Raw genomic sequence first — 17,485 nt, 5'->3', positions numbered from 1 at the left:
GGACCGCAAGGCGTGAAGCCTTGCTACTGAAGGCCTATAGGGTCTCGCCCGACCACCGCCATTCACGTGGCGCTCCCGCCTCCCCGTAGTTAGCGGCGAGCACGTCTGCGAGGTGAGACGGGGTGCAGGGCGTGTCGTACGTTGGCGCAGCCATCCAGCGCTCCAAGGCACTCTGCAGTTCGGCAAATTCATCGGCGCCGATGCCGTCGAAATCCTCAGGCCGGAAGATGTTGCCGTCGACGGCCGTTGGGGTGAGGTCTGCGGACAGGAACATCGCCAGAGCACCACCTACCGGCGCGACGAACAGGGACTCGCTGTCGACTTTGGCAATGGTGCCGGCCGGCGCCGCAGCGAGGATCGGCGCCACCTGGTTCCAAACCACAAGCAGCTGCTGGAAGGCCGGGTCTTCGGCCCTGGAGTAATAGCGGTGGACGCACAGCTGTAGCGGCAGAGCCGGAGTCGATGAGGTGTTGGGGGTCTGCATGGGGAAGCTCCGTCAGCATCGTTGAGTGATGCTGACCAACGTCCCATAGGTCTTCAGATACGCAAGCCGCGATGGGCTCAGCAGCTGGCGCACCGGGGTAGGCCTAACTCGCCTACTGCGACCGCTTTCAGATCCCGTCGAATCCCGCGATCCCGGATCTGAACGGCTTCCACTCTTCCTCCGGCGCGCCGAGCTTGCAGATAGCCACGGTGACCTTCTGGCCAATGGCCGGGTCCGGCGGTTTGACGGCGAGGTGGCGGTAGGGGGTGTAGTCGGGCACCCACATGCTGGAGCTCTGGCTCCGATGGTATTCCCAGATACCGTACCCGTTGACGGTACTCACCGAGCGCTCCAGGTTGATTACTCGACCACTTTCCAGATGGATCACCAGCATTGCGCACGCCTCACGAGTTGAGGCGCGATGATACCGCGCAGTGCCGGGATGGCCGGCAGCAGGTCGTCAGGTGACGCAGGGTACGACTACAGATTACGGCTCGCCGGGTGACGGGGTACCGCGCCGCCCGGCCTTGGCTGGTCTCTTCCAGGCAGCAGGCGTGGCAGACGACTACAGATTCTGGCCAGAAGGACAGGCGTAGGAAATGAACTGGCCGCCCACCCATTCCTTGCCCATCTCGCCCGGTACCAGCGGAATGCCCAGCGTCGCGAAGACCGGCCGAGCACCCACACATTCCTGGACGTACAGGACGGTGTACGCATAACCCTTGGCGTCCGCGATCTCCGCCAGCTCATTGATGGACACGAACTGGTCAGACTGGAACGAGTAGTCGAGGCAGGACCAGCCATGGCCATCGCTCTTTCGCGGCCGGGCGCCGGGCGCGGCGAACCGCCTGAAGGCAGTGGCCAAGGTGTCGTCCCGGGCGACCCTGTCCTTGAAGTCGAGGTAGCACAGGAGCGAACAATTCCCGTACCAGAGCGCCTTGATCTGGAAGCCGCGGCGCCAGTTGACCCAGCCTACCTGACTGGTGATCTGCGGGCTCCACTTCGGAAGTTGTTCCACCGCGGCTTTGAGCTGTTCAACCGGTACCATATTCGGGTCTCCATCAGGTGATGGCCTACCCTCTCACCGATCCGGAAAACGCAAGGCCTGCCGTGGTCCGCCTGGCGCCATGCCGCTAGACTGGCTGGCGCTGCAGATGCTGTGAGTTCCGATGAAGACCTGGACGGACGAGATGATTGCCTTGCTGGGCACCGAGAGCGATACCGCCCTGGGCGACCGGTGGGGTATGTCGCGCATGACCGTGGCGCGCAAGCGGCAGTCGCTGGCCATCGCGCCCTACGACCTGAAGCAGGGCGGCTTCCAGCGCGAGACGCTGTTCCGATGGAGCCCGGAGAACCTTGCCCTCCTTGGACAGGAACCCGATGCGACCGTCGCCAGGCGGCTCGGCATCAGCCGGCGCGCGGTCTACCTGATGCGCCTGCGCCAGGGGCTGGATCCGGCGAAGCGGGCGCCGCGGGTGTACACCCTGCCCCCGGAGGCTGTGCCGCTACTGGGCAAGTTGCGAGACGCCGAGCTCGCTCACCGGTTCGGGATTCCTGACGACCTGGTGTACCGCGAACGCAAACGGCGCGACATTCCAAAGCTGCAGGACGAAAAGCCGCTGAGCGAGGCGTTACTGGCTGATCTGGGCACCGATAGCGATCGAGTGATCGGCCTGAGGCACGGGGTCCACTACAGCAAGGTGAGACAGCTGCGCCTGAAGCGCCAGATCCCCGCGTATAAGCGCCCCAACCGCAAGAAGATGGCCGCCGGCGGTACCGCCACTGACGGTGGCCACCGCCGCTAGCCCGCCTCCGCTTATAGCCACCTTTCGCTCCTCTGTCCGCTTCTGCCCCACATAGACCCTGCCAGTCATCCGCACCGCCGCTACACTCCCGCGTCGGCGTCGCTGGCAGTACGGAAACGCGGCAGCGCCCGCCCGGTGATAGCGGACCTCCCCTCTTACAACGGATCTGAGACCTCATATGCTTCGGCAGCTAGCAGTAGCCCTTGCGTTAACCCTCCCTACCCTCTCTTTCGCCGAAACGATCGACTGCCGCGTGGTGGGCGTGCACGACGGCGACACCCTGACGTGCCTCACCACCGCCAAGCAGCAGATCAAGGTCCGGCTTGCGGAAATCGACACCCCGGAGAGCAAACAGCCCTACGGCAACCGCGCCCAGCAATCCTTGGCGGCCATGGTGTTTTCGAAGGATGTCCGCCTGGAGGTGCAAGACACTGACCGTTACGGCCGGCGGGTGGCCCGCGTGTACCAGGGCAATACGGACGTGAATGCCGAGCAGGTGCGCCAGGGCGCCGCGTGGGTCTATCGCCAATACCTGAAGGATCGATCGCTGCTGGATCTGGAAGCGCAGGCCAAGGCGCAAAAGCGTGGCCTGTGGGCGCTACCGGAGGCAGAGCAGGTACCGCCGTGGGAGTGGCGCCGCGCCGCGCGTGATCAGCGTCAAGACGCGCAAGCTGGAGAGGGCGAGCCGCCGGCGGCAGTACCGCCGAAGCGACCGACGTCCTTCTCTCAATTTGGCGGTTCGGAGGGCGCCAGCGCCGCGGGATCCTTCAGCTGCACACCGCTGAAGGCCTGCAGGCAGATGGCGAGCTGTGCCGAGGCGAAGTATCAGCTGCAGCACTGTGGCAACAGCCGGATCGATGGCGACCACGACGGGGTGCCGTGCGAAGCCATCTGCCGGTAGCCGGTAACTAGCGGGCCCGGATGGGGCCTTCTGCCGGATGCTTCGCAGTATGGGCCGCGATCAGCTGGTCGAGGAGGGCGACTACGTCCGGACGGCTGAGCAGCTCACGGCCCACGACCGCTGCCGGCTTGAACACGCGGCCGGCCTTGCGGGTGTTCCAATCGCCGATCACCACGTGGATGCCCTGCACCTGGCCTACCGGGGGAAGCATGCCCCAGGTCTTGGTGTGGCTGGCATAGGTCAGCAGGGCGCCCGCAAGCTCTTCGTGCAGCACCAGGCGCGCCGCGTGATCCTTCGCCGCCTCGTAGTTGGTCAAGGCGTATTGCAGCGCGTCCCACGCCTGGATTCCCTTTGGCAGCGGCAGGCCACCGCGCTGGCGTGCGGCGCGGTAGCCCTCGACCGAGAGCTGTGTGACCAACCGGGCGCCGTGCTCCGGATTCACCGAATAGATCCAGACCGGCACCGTGTTGGTGGGGTTGCCCTGCACCACCGCGTTCCAATCCGCCTGCTGGGTGGCCGCTTCGAAGCGCTTTCTCTCCGCTTTCTTGATGTCGTCCATTACGAGACCCCCTACTCGTCCAACCCAGTATCGCCGGCGCCTTTCCATAGCCGCCCAGCGACCTGGCGGATCAGCAGGAGATCGTCCTGTTTGCTTGCCGAGTCGGCCAGGCAGCCGATGAACGCCATCTGCGCAATTTCGCGGCAGAAGTCCGGGCGCGAATAACCGGATGCCAGCAGGCCCTGGTAGGCCGTTTTGCCGAGCAGCCGCTCGGCCGCGGCGTCGAAGTGTTTCTGGGTAGCCATGTTCCGAATGCCTCGAGAGTGATGAGAGATCCGTTGCACGGTATCGAGCATTTGAAAAATGCAACTCGGCGCCGTCTTGGGCGCCAGCGAGTAGAGGTGCGCGGTGTCGTCTACAGCGGCGCGCACGGCAATTGAAATTTCTTACATAGGCCTGCCTGTTTCGCAGGCAGGGTGCAGCGGACACGGCGTAACGGCTCGAACCAAAAGGGCTGCTCCCTGTCGGGCTGTGTTGTACAACGGCTCTCACGCAACTGCTTTTCAACTGCACGCGACGACAGCTACACCGGCGTCATCGCCGTGAAGTAGGGGCTTATAGCTCACGCGGAGCCTTCTCGGAAAAATGTGACAAATCTTCTACAGAAACGAAGCGGCGAGCCGATTCAAGGAGGTAACACCAAACGGAGCTATACCCGATGTCTCTTCGATCGCTATCAATAGCCAAACGATTGCTGCTCTCTTTCAGCCTGACCGCCGCCCTGATCGTCGGCTTGGGTCTGTTCGGTCAAATGCAGCTAGCGACCATGCGCGCCCAAGGCCTGGAGATTGAGCAAGACGCAGTCCCTGGCATAGTGAACGCAGATGACATTTCTACTCAGGTAGCACGCACACGAACAGAATTGCTGCGTCTCCTTGCGATTCCTGATCCCACCACCGTCGCGAAAACCAAGCAGTCTATAGATCAGATAACTAAGGCGGCTGAGACGGGGTTTGACCGCTACGAAAAGCTAATCGATTCAGACGATGAACGTACTACGTTTGAAAACGTGAAACGGCTGCATAGCGAATACATGCAATATGTTGGGCGAGTAGCCGGTTTGGTCACAGATGGAAAGCTGGATGAAGCGCGTCACCTCGCTCAAACCAGCATGACCGAGCTCGGGTCCAGAATGAATGACCAAACGGATCGATTGGTACAGATCAATCTCGACGATATGGGGAGCTCGGCAAGGCAGTCTAACGAGACTTACGCTCAGACAAAATCCATTACTTGGATTGCCGTAAGTTTAACGGTTTGCATCACGCTGTTATTGGCCTGGCGTCTGACTCTGAGCTTGACCCGCCCCATCGCCGAGGCGGTCCTTGCCGCCCGGACCATCGCCGGCGGCGACCTGACCCAGACCCTGGATACCCGGGGTCACGACGAAGCCGCCCAGCTGCTGCAGGCCATGCAGCAGATGCAGACCAACCTGCGCGACACCCTGGGTCACCTGGGCCATTCCGCCAGCCAGTTGGCGTCGGCCGCCGAGGAAATGACTGCGGTGATGCAGGAGAGCTCCCACGCACTGCAGCAGCAGAATAGCGAGATCGAGATGGCCGCAACCGCCGTCACCGAAATGAGCCAGGCGGTGGACGAGGTGGCCGGCAACGCGACCTCGACCTCCACCGAATCGCGTCAGGCCACCGAGACCGCACGCCAGGGCCAGCGTCAGCTAACCGATACCCTGGGCGCCATCGAGATGCTCACTGAGAACGTGCTGGGCGCCAGCGAACAGGCGCGTCAGCTGGCCGAGCAGACCCGCAACATCAGCCAGGTGCTGGACGTCATCCGTTCGGTCGCAGAGCAGACCAATCTGCTGGCGCTTAACGCCGCTATCGAAGCCGCGCGCGCCGGAGATGCCGGCCGTGGCTTCGCTGTGGTCGCCGACGAGGTACGCGCCCTGGCCCACCGCACCGGGGAGTCCACTCGCGAGATCGAAGGCATGATCGGCAGCATCCAGCAGGGCACCGGCCAGACCGTCGATGCGCTGCTGACCAGTGCTGACCAGGCCCGCCAGACCCGCGAACAGGCGCAGTCGGCCAACGCCGCCCTGGCCACCATCGCCCAGTCGGTGTCGGGCATCGACGAGCGCAACCTAGTGATCGCTAGTGCAGCCGAAGAGCAAGCCAAAGTCGCCCGCGAGGTCGACCACAACTTGGTGCGCATTCGTGATCTCTCGGCGCAGACTTCTGCGGGCGCTGAACAGACCCGAGCCGCCAGCCAGCAGCTCTCCGAGCTTGCCGTGGAACTGAACGGACAAATCCGCCGCTTCCGTGTGTAATTCGCGGACGTTGGCTCTCCAGCCTGCATCGTCTCAACGTGCGAAGCCAGTGTCGGCGTGACAATGGCTAAGCTTGAGCGCCAATTCCGTTTAACCTAGCACCAGTAATCAGGCACCACCGAGTGACACCGACTGGTCGCCCTGGATGCAAAGGAAAAAGGACTTTTGAACATGGCAATGAGTGCTGAGCCTGATGATGCGCCTGACTGGCTGGTGCAGAAGCCGCGTAGGGCGCGGCCGGTCGCTTTAGTCGTGTGCCTTGCCGTCGGCGGCCTCGCGACACTTGCTGCCCTGGAGCTGGCCAGCCGGGCTCTTCCGGGTCCACCGCTATCCGTAGGTACTTACCAGCCCGCCCCTCGCGCCGAGGCTGCAGCCCACCCTGCCCCAGAGCCGGTCGATACCGTCCGCGGCACGGTGCGCCGCGCCACGCCTTCACCCGTGGAAGGAAATGCGGCCGCCTCGGAAACCCCACCCTCGAACGTTCAGTCGCCGGCAGCGTCGGCCGGCAAGCAGACCGTCTTCAACGACCGGAACTTCACACCGCGCGGGGCCGATAACGTGGTGAGCTTCAGCGAAGCCCCTCGAAGCCTGGCGCCAGAAGAGGCGCCCCCGCAGCCGACGAAGGTCACGGTGGTGCACCAGACGCCAAGCATGAAGGACCGTGTCTGCTGGCCGTATAAGGCTGGCAGCCTGGAGCATCGCAACTGCCGATCCGCCGTGGGTCTTCAGTACCGGGATTAGCGTCACTGCCGGCCGCCGGCCAAATCTGCGCGGTTCACGCCCGAAGCGTGCTCAATCCGGCGTTTGCCTAGGCGGCTGCCGTGCTGTACTGACAGGGATCTCCCCCTCAGCGCGGCTGGCCGGCGACACTCGCTATCGGGCCGCGGTGGGGAGATTGCTGCCACCATGGCTTGGAGGCCTACGCCTATGCTCAACAACCGCTATCGGATCACCCTGGGCGGGAAGTCATACTCCCCTGAGTTCCAAACGGATCCTCAGTATGCCGCGGCCTGGAAGCGCGTCCTGGAACGCGCCTACGGCCGGGAGCACGGTCTGTGCGGATGCCCCGGGAGCGGCGAGCGAAAGCTGACGATCAAGCTGCGCGAAGGATCGGACGGCTACCACCTTGCCCGCTACCCTCACAGCGGCCCAGAGCACGCCAATGACTGTCGCTTCTATGCAGCAGCGCCGGAACGCTCCGGTCTGCAGGGCTACGCAGTCGGCGTGGTGGAAGAAACCGCCGACGGGGGTATGAAGGTGAGGCTCGCCCGGGGCGTACGGCAGCAAGCGCCTGGGGAAGCTGAAGATGCGGCGCCCTCCCCGCCGGCCGCCCCGGGCGTGAAGAAGCCGGCCATGACGCTCCTGGGCCTGCTGCATCTTCTCTGGTCGGAAAGCCGGCTCACCACCTGGTATCCGGCGATGGCGGGAAAGCGTAATGGAGAGCTGGTTTCTCACCTGCTTCACGAGTGCGCCGGGCGGGTTTCGGTAGCCCCTCGCATCAAGCTCGACCAGGTGTTGCTGCTGGCTGCTCAGAAAGAGAAGCGGCGCGAGGCCACCAACCGCGAGATCGCCACGAACGCGGCTTCACGCAACTGGCGGCTGGTCGTCGTCAGTCCCCTGGCCAGGTACGACGAGGAGCGGCACAGCGGCTCGCCGGAGAGATTGCCGGTGACTGGGCCATTCGGGATGCCAACGCTCTACCTGCCCCCTGCCGTATGGGAAACCGCCTCTCGCCGATTCGGACGGGAGCTGGGCGCCTGGCGAAGGGGAAGCCGGGTGATCGCTATCGCTCAAATCGCGCAGCGCCCGGGTAAAGCCCACCAGGCGGATGTGCTCGAGGTGGCGCTGATGCAGGTGAGCGAGCAGTGGATCCCGCTCGATTCAGACCTGGAAGGCAAAATCGAGCAGAAGCTGCGGGATGAGGGGCGCAAGTTCGACAAGCCGCTGCGTTACGACGCCGATGAGTGCGCGGTCTTCCCAGACTTCTGGCTGCTCGATATGCAGCAGGATTTTGCGCTCGAGGTCTTCGGCATGGCCACACCGCAGTACCTGGAACGGCGCGGCACGAAAGAACAGTGGTACTGCAGCGAGTACGGCAAGACGGGCTGGTGGCGCTGGGACGCGACCCAGGACCCTCGCGGAGAACACATACCGGCGTTCCCCGCGGCATACGGGTCTTCCAGGTAGGTCAACGCGAAACCGGGCTAGCAGCGCAAACGTCCGGGCTCACTGTCGGTTTCCGAAATTGCTGCGAAATTCTGGAAACAATTGAACGGAAATTAGCCGATGACAGCAATCGACCCAAAGGTGCCGTTGGCGGTCGGCAGCTACCGGCCAGTAGCTGACATTAAATACGTGCGAGGGATCAGAGCGCCCCGCCTGGGAGCGCGCGGAGCAGAAAGTGTCTAGACGTTCTTCGTGAGCACGTCGTAGACCAATGCCTTGCCCGAGGCCGAAGTGCTTTGAATGTAAATACCCTTAATTCCCACGATTAGCCCTAGGAGAGGTCGACCATCCGTACGCTTAGCAGCTGACGTTTTCCACTCTATCAAATCAATACCTGAGGGTGACGGGATGATCTCCGGGTGAGTGTGCCATTCACCTACGTACCGAATGATCCCCTTACTTTCATGCCATAGCTGATCAGCTATCTCGGTGTGCCCTTCTAAGTCACGATCAAAGCTGTACCGAGTCCGTCTATCAGTAGGGAATGGGGGCGTCGCGTGTACCAGCTCTAGGTGAGAACCATGGACAATACCAAGGAGAATGCCGCCGCTCTCCGGGTCTGATGTGTTGCGCTGAACATAAGCTTCGAATACTGAAAGTACGCATGGCCGAACATGTATGAGAAATCTACCGTCATGAGCTGACCAATCTGTTAGGTGCTGCAAATTGGGCACCCCTTCGCCGTCACAACGTCACAGTCTGGTGTGGCCAAGTCGTAAGCCGAATCTGTGATTCTGGTGCGCAACGCCGGCATTTCAGTGTTATTAGCCCAAGCCAATACCATCTCGGCACCAAGAGCTGCCGCTTGAAGGGAAACCGTTGCAGGAAAAGGGACGTACAGTCCTTCGCACCCATGCCCGGCCAGTAAATGTGGCACCCCGCCTTCAACAGTGGGGAGGCAGCCAGCACGCTGATGCTCACTCAGACATCGGTAACAGCCGCCTGGACCAGGCTTCTTCATCAGCGCCCGGACAGCAACTCCAGGGCCTTCAATCCAAACAGAAAGCATCGGCAGCGCATCGGCATACCGCCGTGATAGCCAATGACCTAGAGATTCCTCTCCAGTGGCATCGATCAGCAAATCAATGGGGCCAAGATGGGCATCGCGAGCGTCGACTTCCAAAGAGCGAGCCGACACAGAGGGGTTTTCGACCCGAAGCGTGATGCGCATCGCCTCCGCCTTATTCATGAATAGCGCCTGCATGCCGAGCCGATGTCGACCAAGGTTCTGTGAACCTAGAGTGTCATAGTCAACAAGGGTCAGTAGACCACCTCCAGTACCTGCCCCAGCCTTTGCTAAAGCATCAATCAGATATCCGCCGATCGTCCCGCAGCCGATAACTGCGATTTTTTTACCAGCCAGCGTTTGCATTCCTGGAATGTTACGTTGAGCCAAATAGGCTGCATCCAAACGCATTGCATGGATCCGAGTGATTTCATAGCTGTACAAGCGCTGAGTCCCACGGACATTCGCAAGCTTTTCTGTAGGTAGGGCAGACCGATCGAAATGGATTTGAATGCCATACCGTAACCGTGGTGATTTGATGATGATCAAAGCATCTTTGCCTGTCTTTCGTGATGCTTCGCTGATGCGCTGCTCGACTTTCTTAGCGCAGGACTTATCCAGCTGGCGTTGCCAACTTAAAAAGTCAGCCACAGTTTTAGGTGGCCAGTTCTCTTGGCTTGGCCGAGGTTCTACATCGGTCTGCACGATGTACGCGGGGATACGCTGCCGCTTAGCCTCGAACCCCATAAGGTCGAGCTTCATGGATGTGATTTCCAGATCATCCGCGATGACCGGAATACGGGAGCCCTCCCTCCCTAGCAAACAGAAGCCAGGTACCTCCCCCAACTTCGGTGTTTGCACATCGAAGATGCATTCACCCGCGTACCAGTGAATGAAAAACTCCTCGGTGAGGTCAGCTACCAGCTCCTTCCTGAGCACCTGCCCCAACACACGCTCTGCCTCTTCGAGGCAACGAAGTGTCTGTCCGACAGGATCGAAAAAGTCTAGGACAACCATGCCTGCAGCGAGGTAGCAGAGTCCCCCGTTCCCAACGATATGTGGGGCAATCGGGCGAAGGCTCTCTGGTACGACGCAGAGCCTTACTCGAGGCAATGCGAAGAAGTCAGGATCAACCCACACTTCGCAGCCGTGATCACCTTCAGTGGTACGGAGCTCACCATAGAACGACATCCAACTGTCCGCCGCACGCCCGGCGTACCGGAACCCCCGCGCTGCCAGTGCTTCGATGACTGCCTCGTGCGGAGAGTCCATTTGCTCTACCCAGCTTTGGTTTTGCCAACGAACTCGCTAGCGACAGCGGGTTGAGCAGGTATCGCTGCAATCGTTGCTGCAACAGTGGCAATTTTCACCAAATCAGTACGCATCGGGAAGCGTGGCCCGAACATCTTGCGGAGCCACAAACATGCTGAGGTAGCATCCGATGCGTTAACCGCACCGTTGAGGTTCACCTCAAGCTCTTCGAGCTTTCTCGCTGCCTGCTCAACCTCATCCGCACCGAGCCGGGCGGTCAGACTCTCGGAATCATCAACAGGATTATTAACCCCCGCTCGTAACGCGGCAGGAAGTTCTTTGAGTACTTCCAGCAGTGCGAGGTCATCTCGTTCACGAATTTTGGTGAACAGCGGCGCAGCCGCCGCCATCAACAATATGGATGAAGGACCACCTGATTGCCATTGCCAGTCACGGTAGGCTTTAAGGTAACGAACGATGCGCCGGAGTTGCTCGCCTTTGTCTTGTACCTGCTCAACGAACCATTTTTTTACTGGTCGTGGGTCTGAGCTAATCCAGTCTTCCTTTCTGTGCGCGAGCATTACCTGGTCGGTGGGCAGATCAGCCCACGACTCGCTCCGACGAGCGCTAAAGGCTTCATCCAAGCTCATATACCCGCGCATATTTGCAGCCCGAGTGAGGGTGGCATATTCCTCGTCGGGGATTGAGTAGAGCGGAATGTCGATGTGGGCCGTATCAGATATCTCGACCCGGATACACGTGTCCTTATCCTTAATGAGTCGCCAGCCAAGGTACCTTCTTTTTTCTACGAACTCTGCAAGCGCAGTTTCTGCAGCCTCGAAGAAAATCGCACTCGCAAGGCTAGGTCTTCTCGTAGCTTTCAAGAAGCTGATCGGCAGGTAAGCTCCGTCGTCGCAGTCGCTTTGCTGTGGGGGAATGTGTGCGGGAGCGTTGAGCGTTTTATAAGCCCAAGATCCTTGAGTGAAAAAACGTGGTGTCGGCACCTGACCTTCGTAGCCCTTCGACCGTAGAAAGTGGGGAATACCTGCGCGAAGACAGTTACGTACGTCCTCTTTGGCCGAAGCGATGTATGCCCGCTCGGTATCGGAAAGTTCAAGCGAGCTCAGCAGACAGTCATCTGTTGTTTCCGTATAGAACAGCTTGGAGACATTGAGCATTTACGCGCCCTCCGAATTCTTGTTCGGGCCATGGAAGAAAGTGGGACGTACTGCAACGTGGTTGCGAAAAGGAGCGAAGCGAGGATCACCAAGAGCGCGCTGTGCAGCGCTTGCTCCTCGATCGCGAAGCGTAAGGGTGGACGCTGCTGTTACCTCGTCCAGTGACTTCAGATCACTGCTCTGCTGAGGAGTCACAGGGTCATCAATCTTGAAATAATCTCCACCGATGGACTGAGTGAGCATGTAGTCGACAGATGACTCCTGCGCCGAAATGACTAGGTCGAATAGGCTGCTACCCCACCCTAGCAGCCCCTGATCCAGGTCAGTGCCTCCACTAATCGTCGCCCCCACAGTCATGGTTCCAATCGCCAACACTCGGACAAGGGCCTCTGGGTCTTTGTCCAAGAAAGTGCGTATCTCGTGGAGGCCAAACAAACCAGGAGCGTTGCCCACCAATCCACCGTCGACGAAGACGCCACGAGAGTTACGGACAGATGGGAAGTAGACCGGTGCTGCTGAAGTAGCCAGAGCGACATCGACAAGGCTTAGCCGATGGTCAAGCTCAAAGGACTGGTGATGTGGGGTTTTGAAAAACTGACCCCGGCCGGTCGTATAGTTAACTGCAGGTATCAGTACTCGATGCTTCAGATCGCCGATGGTGGTCGTTCCAAAGCGCTGTTCCAGTACCGACCGTAGCCCCTCGTTGGAGTGCTTGGCTTTAAAGTACATTCCTACTCGCCGGCGCCACCAGCTGCGTGCTCCAAATATCTGCTGGCCTTGGTTTTCAAACATGGCTTTCAGCTCAGGCGCTGGAATCTCGCTTGCCAGCCCCAAAGCAAGCAGTCCCCCCGCTGAGGTTCCGCAGATCAGATCAAAATGCGAAGCAATCGGCCGGCCTAGAACCTGCTCCATCTCAGCTAGTACCGTAGCCGTATACAGCCCACGATACCCTCCCCCGGATAGTGCCAGGACATGGTAGGTACGTCTTCGTGACTCAGTAGATGCCATAGCCCCTCCTTCGCAGCCTAACTACCTCAGCTTGCAATATACCGGATATGGTATCAAAGGCTAAATGCTAGCACTACATATGGGCTTGTCTAAATCTTTGATGTAGCCACGCCTTGGCCTATGGAGGGGCCATTGATTTGTTGTCTAGGTGAGGGGCGGCGATTGAGTAGGTGGGCCAGGGAAAACTGGAATGCATTCATCGCAAGAACCAATGGTCGCTTCTGGCCTAAAGCGGAGGGAGCGGGCTTCGACGGCAGCTTTTGGCCGGTAGCTGCCCACCGCCAAAGGCAGCTTTGGGTCGGAAACCGACACGAGACTTGCATTCTGAAGATCGCCGGTAGCTTGAGGGTACCTCAAGACTTTCGAGCTACCGCCATGCAGCACGTCGCCCCTACCCTCTTCCGCCCCGCTGACAAACACGCCATCAGCCTCCTGGATATCACGGCGCCGGCGCGGCTGGTGGAGCCCTCCCTAGCAGAGAAGGTGCGGGCCGCGGTCGCGGTAGTGAAAGGTCTGCTGCAGGCGGGCAAGCACCTGGTAGCCGCATCGTCCTTCGGCAAGGACAGCAGCGTCATGGTCGCGCTAGCCCTGCGAGCGATGGAAGAGCTGCAAGCCGAGGAGTTCGCCGTCCCCGAGCTGCACGTCATGAACAGCGACACCCTGATGGAAAACCCGGTGGTGCACGCCTATGCCCAGGGCGAGATCAAGGCACTTCGCGCCTATGCCAAGGCCAAAGCGCTTCCGGTACGGGTGTGGATCTGCCGGCCGAACCTCACCGAAAACTGGCTGGTGTTGATGATCGGCGGCCGTACGGTGGCCAGCCTCCCGGGCAACAGCGCCAAATGCCAGCAGCAGTTGAAGAAGGCGCCGCTGGAGCGCACCAAGCGCCAGATCCGCGCCAAGATCAAGGCCGAGCTGGGCAAAGCTTTCCGGGACGAGGACCTGGTCCTGCTGATCGGCACCCGCCGGGACGAATCGGCAGCCCGCGAGCGGAACATGGAAGCCCGCGGCGAGCGCGCCGATGTCCCTGTCAACACGGCCAAGCCTGGCGAAACTTCGACTTGGGTGCTCAGTCCGATCGCCGACTTCACCACCGAGGACATCTTCTGCTTCCTGGCTGAAGTCACCAACGAGCGCTTTGAAACCTATTCTGACTTCAAGCGCCTCACTGACGTTTACCGGGACGCGGCCGGCGAATGCATGATCAACGTGTTCATCCGTGACGGCGGCGCCGAGCGCAAGACCTCGTGCGGCAGCCGTCATGGTTGCTGGGGCTGCCTGCGGGTGAGCACCGATCGCAGCATGGACAACATGCTGGCCGAGGAGTCGGGCAAGCATCGTTGGATGAAGCCTCTGAACGACTTCCGCAACTACCTCAAGGCCCGCCACTATGATCCAGCGGCCCGCAACTGGGCGTCGCGCACCGTCGACCCGGACACCGGCTACCTGACGATCGCCGCCAACGCGTATTCGCCACAATTCTGCCTGGAGCTGCTGCGCTATGCGCTGACGATCGATGCCAATGAGGCCGACTGGGCCATGGCCAACCGCAAGCCGCGGCGCTTCACGCTGCTGGGCATGAAGGAGATCCTGACGATCGACCTGTACTGGGGGCGCTACGCCTACCAGCGCCCGTTCACCGCTCTATACGAATACCGCGAGATCTGCGAGCGCGGCCGCCGGTACGCGATTCCTGAGGTCTACGAGGAGCACCCACGGTCTGCGCTGAAGGTCGGCCAGTCGATCCAGGTGCCTTTCGCGGATCGCCACTTCAACGGCTTCCATGAGGGCCTGCGTTCGGTAAGCGCTGCAGCCGCCGGCGCCGAGCATGTGATCAACAAGGGCGGGGTCTACTACACCCACGTCAACGAGACGCAGGAATTCGATATCGACGACGAGGGGGTAGAGCTGTTCTACGAATTCGAGCTCGACCGCGCGCTCGAGTATTACGGTCCGCACACGGACGTCTATCCCTCCGAAGTCGTGCACTACCTGGCGCGCTTCGGTGTGGTCTCTTTCAAAAAGGGTGGCCACTCTTCCTGGGATCGCATGTTGCGGATTGGCAACCAGCTGCATCGCGCCGGCGTGCGCGACGTGCTCAACGATCCTGAGGCGCTGGCGGCGCGGCTGCGTGCGTATGCGGCGTCCGCCGAACGGCCGGCGCCCGCGGTGACAGACTCTGGCCAGTACCTGATGGCTTTCTAGGCTTGGCGCTTCCCCTACAAACGCCAAACGGCAGCCCAGGAGGCGCCCAGGGTGAACAAAGGGTCGGAGTCAGCGGCGAAGTGGACTGGTGCCCGAAGTGCTGCGGCAGAACAGAGAGGCCCGTCAATAGAATTGCTCTCGGGGGAACTCTGTTCCTGTGACCGCCAAATCGGTCGGCTCGAAGTAGGTCGTGGTTTTCATGCCGTGAATCAAAACAGCGTAGCCGAACAGCCTTTCGCCTTCTTCGCTGATACCCAAGATCACGCCCCTTTTCCCATAGTGTTCGTGATCAGCGTTGCAGATTTCGACCTCCTGAAAAAAGCCTATGGTTTCCGCCATCTGGTTGATTCTCATGTAGCAAAAAAAGCGGCCGCAGGATCGCGACTCATCGACTCGAAGGGCTCTGGCGCGTGACCTTGACCGGTCGAGTTATCCGGGAGTCTAGTCCGTCTGGGGGTGTGGATTCACCCCTTGCATTCTGGGCGCACGTGCCATGCTTTAGCCGTACCGACACAGCCCTCCAGGGTCGTTATCAGCCGGCGAAAGACAAGCTCAGCCAATCGAACGTAGGAATTGTTATGTCCACCGATCCCCGCCAGAAAATCGAGCATCTGATCCGCCTATCAGCGGGCACGACAGAGTTCCAGGGCCGGACCGTACGACTGGACAATGGGCACGTCGCGCTATGCACATCAACGTACAATTACAGCCAGGACGACGAGACGCGGCACCTGGTGGCCGAGCGCATTGCACTGCTCTGGAATCTTGCGCGTTCGATACCGACCGACCAGCTCACGCAGCTCGGGTTGCTGCCACGACCGAGAATTTGATATGCGTTTTCTCCTGAGCATCGTCTGGACGGCCATGTGCTTAGCCTTCTTCATGAGGCTCGGCTTCGCCCTGCAGATCATGGATCCGGTGGATGTGTTTCTGGACAAGGAACGCTGCGCGGTCGTGAAGTCTTACGGTGCGTCGAGCTGCAAGGTCAGAGGCAGAGCCGAGGGCAACCTCGACGGTACCTGGACCATCACGCTGCCCGAGCCGCCACTGACGATCCAGATGCCAGACGGCCCCATGGCCTATCAGCAGCCGCATTGGCACCTGCAGGGGGGCAACCTGACCGGTGTCGGACTGTTCGCTGGTCTGGTGATCTCTTCCCTGGCTGGGAACTACCTGATCACCCGGCGCCGCCCTGAGCACCAGGCCGATGGATCGCCCGCATGACCTCCCTTTCCGTTGGTTGCCCCTACGTTCTGAAGACCGCTGAGTTCCTGGCAGATATCGGCCTCACCGTTCTCTGGCGCCCGGGCGCATCGGGCTTCATCGACCATATCGAGGTCGTTGCCGGGGCGCTTCACCTGGATCCGCGGTGCTCGATCTCGGCACTGCTGCACGAGGCTGGCCACTTGGCGCTGGTGCCGACACTCTACCGCGCGATGCTGTCCGGGGACGTCCATCGCGCGATCGGCAAGGTGTTCGACGACCCGTCGGTATCGGAGCTGCCTCCGGATCACCCGACACTTCGAGCGCTTCTGCAGGCGAGCGACCCAGAAGCCACCGCCTGGGCCTGGGCTGCCGGTCGCCATCTAGGCGTACCGGATGAGCTCATCATCCTGGACAGGGAATACAGCGGCGGCGGCCGCGACATCCGTCTTGCTTTGGCGGCACGTCGCTACATCGGCATTCATGGTTTGATGCACGCCGGTTTCTGCGTCGTCCGCGCTACCCCTTACCGTCCATTGCCTACCTACCCCGACCTCGCGTTCTGGCTCCAACCGTGAAGAGCCGTCCTGCGCGCCCGGCGTCGAACGCCCCGATGTTGACCTGGAAAGAGAAGCGCGATGGCCCGCCCGCCGAGGTGGCCGAGCTTCTCGGAAAGCTGCCGGATGCCGAGTTGGGCAAGAGACTGGGGGTCAACCGACGCTTGATCTGGAAATGGCGTACGGAGCGCAAGATCCCGTCACCTCCACGCGCTACCGTGGCGCCGGCGGTCTTGAGCCCTGACCAGGTAGCGCAACTCGGCAAGCGCTCGGATGGCGAGCTGGCGCGCGAGTTCGGGTTCAGCGACTTCCAGATCCAACAGGTACGCACGCGGCTAGGCATCCCCCGGCACGTGCCGGATCGATCAGAGATGGAGGCCATGCTGGGCACCGTCACGGACCTGGCGATCGGCTCGACGCTCGGCATCGCTCAACCCGTGGTCAGCAAATTGCGTCGGGACCGTGGCATTCCGTCGACCCGCGACGCCCTGAACTGGACGGCCGAGTTGCAGGCGCTGCTACCCCTCCTATCTGACGAGGCCTTAGCCGCCCGGGCCGGCTGCGGCGTGGTGCAGATCCAGGCGATCCGCCGGGGCGAGCAGGTGCTTTCGAACAAGACGCCGCTCAGGGAAATCACCGGCCTGCTGGGTACCTGGTCAGATAAGGACCTGGCGGCGCAGCATGGAGGGACCCCTGCCCGCTATGCCAGCGCCCGTCAGCGCCGGGGTATCCCTGTGCGCCGGCGCGCACCTGAAGCACCAGCCGAATCGGTGCGATAATCCCCCCCTCCCCTACTACGTCACCGCCGCCCACTACCG

At 61.1% G+C, this 17,485-nt stretch carries 20 protein-coding genes; 10 read left to right on the top strand and 10 right to left on the bottom strand.

Annotated elements, in window-relative coordinates:
- Positions 1 to 34: 34 nt before the first annotated feature.
- The 3 genes from DBY63_RS17590 to DBY63_RS17580 all read right to left on the bottom strand — a co-directional run bounded on the left by DBY63_RS17590 (position 35) and on the right by DBY63_RS17580 (position 1,532).
- Complete coding sequence (locus tag DBY63_RS17590) at positions 35 to 484, bottom strand: hypothetical protein (protein WP_108576389.1); 450 nt, start codon at positions 482 to 484, stop codon at positions 35 to 37.
- Positions 485 to 611: 127 nt separating this feature from the next.
- Complete coding sequence (locus DBY63_RS17585) at positions 612 to 878, bottom strand: hypothetical protein (RefSeq protein WP_007162497.1); 267 nt, start codon at positions 876 to 878, stop codon at positions 612 to 614.
- A gap of 171 nt (positions 879 to 1,049) precedes the next feature.
- Positions 1,050 to 1,532, bottom strand: a complete 483-nt coding sequence (locus DBY63_RS17580; protein ID WP_108576388.1) for a hypothetical protein — start codon at positions 1,530 to 1,532, stop codon at positions 1,050 to 1,052.
- Between the two features lie 121 nt (positions 1,533 to 1,653).
- Between DBY63_RS17580 and DBY63_RS17575 the strand changes: the two genes are divergently transcribed.
- Together DBY63_RS17575 and DBY63_RS17570 are read left to right on the top strand one after the other, a co-directional pair.
- Positions 1,654 to 2,289, top strand: coding sequence for a hypothetical protein (locus DBY63_RS17575; RefSeq protein WP_108582477.1), 636 nt, complete (start codon positions 1,654 to 1,656; stop codon positions 2,287 to 2,289).
- A 262-nt stretch (positions 2,290 to 2,551) separates the two neighbouring features.
- Positions 2,552 to 3,190 carry a thermonuclease family protein gene (locus DBY63_RS17570; protein WP_256594428.1) on the top strand — a complete coding sequence of 213 codons (639 nt, stop codon included), beginning with the start codon at positions 2,552 to 2,554 and terminating at the stop codon, positions 3,188 to 3,190.
- A gap of 7 nt (positions 3,191 to 3,197) precedes the next feature.
- On the opposite strand, the gene DBY63_RS17565 is transcribed toward DBY63_RS17570, so the two are convergent.
- Both DBY63_RS17565 and DBY63_RS17560 read right to left on the bottom strand, forming a co-directional pair.
- Positions 3,198 to 3,749 carry a hypothetical protein gene (locus DBY63_RS17565; protein WP_108582475.1) on the bottom strand — a complete coding sequence of 184 codons (552 nt, stop codon included), beginning with the start codon at positions 3,747 to 3,749 and terminating at the stop codon, positions 3,198 to 3,200.
- A gap of 11 nt (positions 3,750 to 3,760) precedes the next feature.
- Positions 3,761 to 3,994, bottom strand: a complete 234-nt coding sequence (locus DBY63_RS17560) for a hypothetical protein (protein ID WP_108582481.1) — start codon at positions 3,992 to 3,994, stop codon at positions 3,761 to 3,763.
- A 413-nt stretch (positions 3,995 to 4,407) separates the two neighbouring features.
- Here DBY63_RS17560 and DBY63_RS17555 point away from each other — a divergent pair, with 413 nt between their 5' ends.
- The 3 genes from DBY63_RS17555 to DBY63_RS17545 all read left to right on the top strand — a co-directional run bounded on the left by DBY63_RS17555 (position 4,408) and on the right by DBY63_RS17545 (position 8,220).
- Entirely contained in the window at positions 4,408 to 6,033 is a 1,626-nt protein-coding gene (locus DBY63_RS17555) for a methyl-accepting chemotaxis protein (RefSeq protein ID WP_108582474.1), read from the top strand.
- Positions 6,034 to 6,204: 171 nt separating this feature from the next.
- Positions 6,205 to 6,774 (top strand): hypothetical protein, encoded by a 570-nt coding sequence (locus DBY63_RS17550; RefSeq protein WP_108582473.1) that lies wholly within the window; start codon positions 6,205 to 6,207, stop codon positions 6,772 to 6,774.
- A gap of 186 nt (positions 6,775 to 6,960) precedes the next feature.
- A complete protein-coding gene (locus tag DBY63_RS17545) occupies positions 6,961 to 8,220 on the top strand; it encodes a DUF1173 family protein (protein WP_108576299.1) in 1,260 nt (419 codons plus the stop codon).
- A 218-nt stretch (positions 8,221 to 8,438) separates the two neighbouring features.
- Here the strand turns inward: DBY63_RS17545 and DBY63_RS17540 are convergent, their stop codons facing one another.
- The 4 genes from DBY63_RS17540 to DBY63_RS17525 form a co-directional block, all read right to left on the bottom strand.
- Entirely contained in the window at positions 8,439 to 8,933 is a 495-nt protein-coding gene (locus DBY63_RS17540) for a Mov34/MPN/PAD-1 family protein (RefSeq protein WP_256594425.1), read from the bottom strand.
- Entirely contained in the window at positions 8,912 to 10,456 is a 1,545-nt protein-coding gene (locus DBY63_RS17535; RefSeq protein WP_256594424.1) for a ThiF family adenylyltransferase, read from the bottom strand. The genes DBY63_RS17540 and DBY63_RS17535 overlap by 22 nt, the downstream gene beginning before the upstream one ends.
- An 86-nt stretch (positions 10,457 to 10,542) precedes the next feature.
- Positions 10,543 to 11,694 carry a cyclic GMP-AMP synthase DncV-like nucleotidyltransferase gene (locus DBY63_RS17530; RefSeq protein ID WP_108576302.1) on the bottom strand — a complete coding sequence of 384 codons (1,152 nt, stop codon included), beginning with the start codon at positions 11,692 to 11,694 and terminating at the stop codon, positions 10,543 to 10,545.
- Positions 11,695 to 12,702 carry a CBASS cGAMP-activated phospholipase gene (locus DBY63_RS17525; RefSeq protein WP_108576303.1) on the bottom strand — a complete coding sequence of 336 codons (1,008 nt, stop codon included), beginning with the start codon at positions 12,700 to 12,702 and terminating at the stop codon, positions 11,695 to 11,697.
- Between the two features lie 375 nt (positions 12,703 to 13,077).
- On the opposite strand from DBY63_RS17525, the gene DBY63_RS17520 reads away from it, so the two are divergent.
- A complete protein-coding gene (locus DBY63_RS17520; RefSeq protein ID WP_108576304.1) occupies positions 13,078 to 14,907 on the top strand; it encodes a phosphoadenosine phosphosulfate reductase family protein in 1,830 nt (609 codons plus the stop codon).
- Positions 14,908 to 15,030: 123 nt separating this feature from the next.
- Here DBY63_RS17520 and DBY63_RS17515 read toward each other — a convergent pair whose 3' ends face one another.
- Positions 15,031 to 15,246 carry an Imm31 family immunity protein gene (locus tag DBY63_RS17515; RefSeq protein ID WP_077172088.1) on the bottom strand — a complete coding sequence of 72 codons (216 nt, stop codon included), beginning with the start codon at positions 15,244 to 15,246 and terminating at the stop codon, positions 15,031 to 15,033.
- Positions 15,247 to 15,485: 239 nt separating this feature from the next.
- On the opposite strand from DBY63_RS17515, the gene DBY63_RS17510 reads away from it, so the two are divergent.
- The 4 genes from DBY63_RS17510 to DBY63_RS17495 are packed head-to-tail and all read left to right on the top strand — an operon-like array spanning position 15,486 to position 17,446.
- A complete protein-coding gene (locus tag DBY63_RS17510) occupies positions 15,486 to 15,737 on the top strand; it encodes a hypothetical protein (RefSeq protein WP_108576306.1) in 252 nt (83 codons plus the stop codon).
- A gap of 1 nt (position 15,738) precedes the next feature.
- Complete coding sequence (locus DBY63_RS17505; RefSeq protein ID WP_108576307.1) at positions 15,739 to 16,131, top strand: hypothetical protein; 393 nt, start codon at positions 15,739 to 15,741, stop codon at positions 16,129 to 16,131.
- Positions 16,128 to 16,688, top strand: coding sequence for a hypothetical protein (locus DBY63_RS17500; RefSeq protein ID WP_108576308.1), 561 nt, complete (start codon positions 16,128 to 16,130; stop codon positions 16,686 to 16,688). The genes DBY63_RS17505 and DBY63_RS17500 overlap by 4 nt, the downstream gene beginning before the upstream one ends.
- A 35-nt stretch (positions 16,689 to 16,723) precedes the next feature.
- On the top strand, positions 16,724 to 17,446 hold the full coding sequence (locus DBY63_RS17495; protein ID WP_108576309.1) for a hypothetical protein: 723 nt from the start codon (positions 16,724 to 16,726) through the stop codon (positions 17,444 to 17,446).
- Positions 17,447 to 17,485: the final 39 nt, after the last annotated feature.

This window comes from Pseudomonas sp. RIT411, from assembly GCF_003057735.2.
In the GTDB taxonomy this organism is placed as follows: domain Bacteria; phylum Pseudomonadota; class Gammaproteobacteria; order Pseudomonadales; family Pseudomonadaceae; genus Chryseomonas; species Chryseomonas oryzihabitans.
Note: the sequence above shows the minus strand (reverse complement) of the source record. Positions and strands in the feature narration are given on the sequence as shown.

Excerpts from the sequence above, each read along its gene's own strand:
- DBY63_RS17580 (WP_108576388.1), bottom strand. The coding sequence starts at position 1,532 with ATGGTACCGGTTGAACAGCTCAAAGCCGCGGTGGAACAACTTCCGAAG.
- DBY63_RS17520 (WP_108576304.1), top strand. The coding sequence starts at position 13,078 with ATGCAGCACGTCGCCCCTACCCTCTTCCGCCCCGCTGACAAACACGCC.
- DBY63_RS17515 (WP_077172088.1), bottom strand. The coding sequence starts at position 15,246 with ATGGCGGAAACCATAGGCTTTTTTCAGGAGGTCGAAATCTGCAACGCT.
- DBY63_RS17535 (WP_256594424.1), bottom strand. The coding sequence starts at position 10,456 with ATGTCGTTCTATGGTGAGCTCCGTACCACTGAAGGTGATCACGGCTGC.
- DBY63_RS17590 (WP_108576389.1), bottom strand. The coding sequence starts at position 484 with ATGCAGACCCCCAACACCTCATCGACTCCGGCTCTGCCGCTACAGCTG.
- DBY63_RS17525 (WP_108576303.1), bottom strand. The coding sequence starts at position 12,702 with ATGGCATCTACTGAGTCACGAAGACGTACCTACCATGTCCTGGCACTA.
- DBY63_RS17545 (WP_108576299.1), top strand. The coding sequence starts at position 6,961 with ATGCTCAACAACCGCTATCGGATCACCCTGGGCGGGAAGTCATACTCC.
- DBY63_RS17555 (WP_108582474.1), top strand. The coding sequence starts at position 4,408 with ATGTCTCTTCGATCGCTATCAATAGCCAAACGATTGCTGCTCTCTTTC.
- DBY63_RS17560 (WP_108582481.1), bottom strand. The coding sequence starts at position 3,994 with ATGGCTACCCAGAAACACTTCGACGCCGCGGCCGAGCGGCTGCTCGGC.
- DBY63_RS17530 (WP_108576302.1), bottom strand. The coding sequence starts at position 11,694 with ATGCTCAATGTCTCCAAGCTGTTCTATACGGAAACAACAGATGACTGT.
- DBY63_RS17495 (WP_108576309.1), top strand. The coding sequence starts at position 16,724 with ATGTTGACCTGGAAAGAGAAGCGCGATGGCCCGCCCGCCGAGGTGGCC.
- DBY63_RS17550 (WP_108582473.1), top strand. The coding sequence starts at position 6,205 with ATGGCAATGAGTGCTGAGCCTGATGATGCGCCTGACTGGCTGGTGCAG.
- DBY63_RS17500 (WP_108576308.1), top strand. The coding sequence starts at position 16,128 with ATGACCTCCCTTTCCGTTGGTTGCCCCTACGTTCTGAAGACCGCTGAG.
- DBY63_RS17505 (WP_108576307.1), top strand. The coding sequence starts at position 15,739 with ATGCGTTTTCTCCTGAGCATCGTCTGGACGGCCATGTGCTTAGCCTTC.
- DBY63_RS17585 (WP_007162497.1), bottom strand. The coding sequence starts at position 878 with ATGCTGGTGATCCATCTGGAAAGTGGTCGAGTAATCAACCTGGAGCGC.
- DBY63_RS17510 (WP_108576306.1), top strand. The coding sequence starts at position 15,486 with ATGTCCACCGATCCCCGCCAGAAAATCGAGCATCTGATCCGCCTATCA.
- DBY63_RS17575 (WP_108582477.1), top strand. The coding sequence starts at position 1,654 with ATGAAGACCTGGACGGACGAGATGATTGCCTTGCTGGGCACCGAGAGC.
- DBY63_RS17565 (WP_108582475.1), bottom strand. The coding sequence starts at position 3,749 with ATGGACGACATCAAGAAAGCGGAGAGAAAGCGCTTCGAAGCGGCCACC.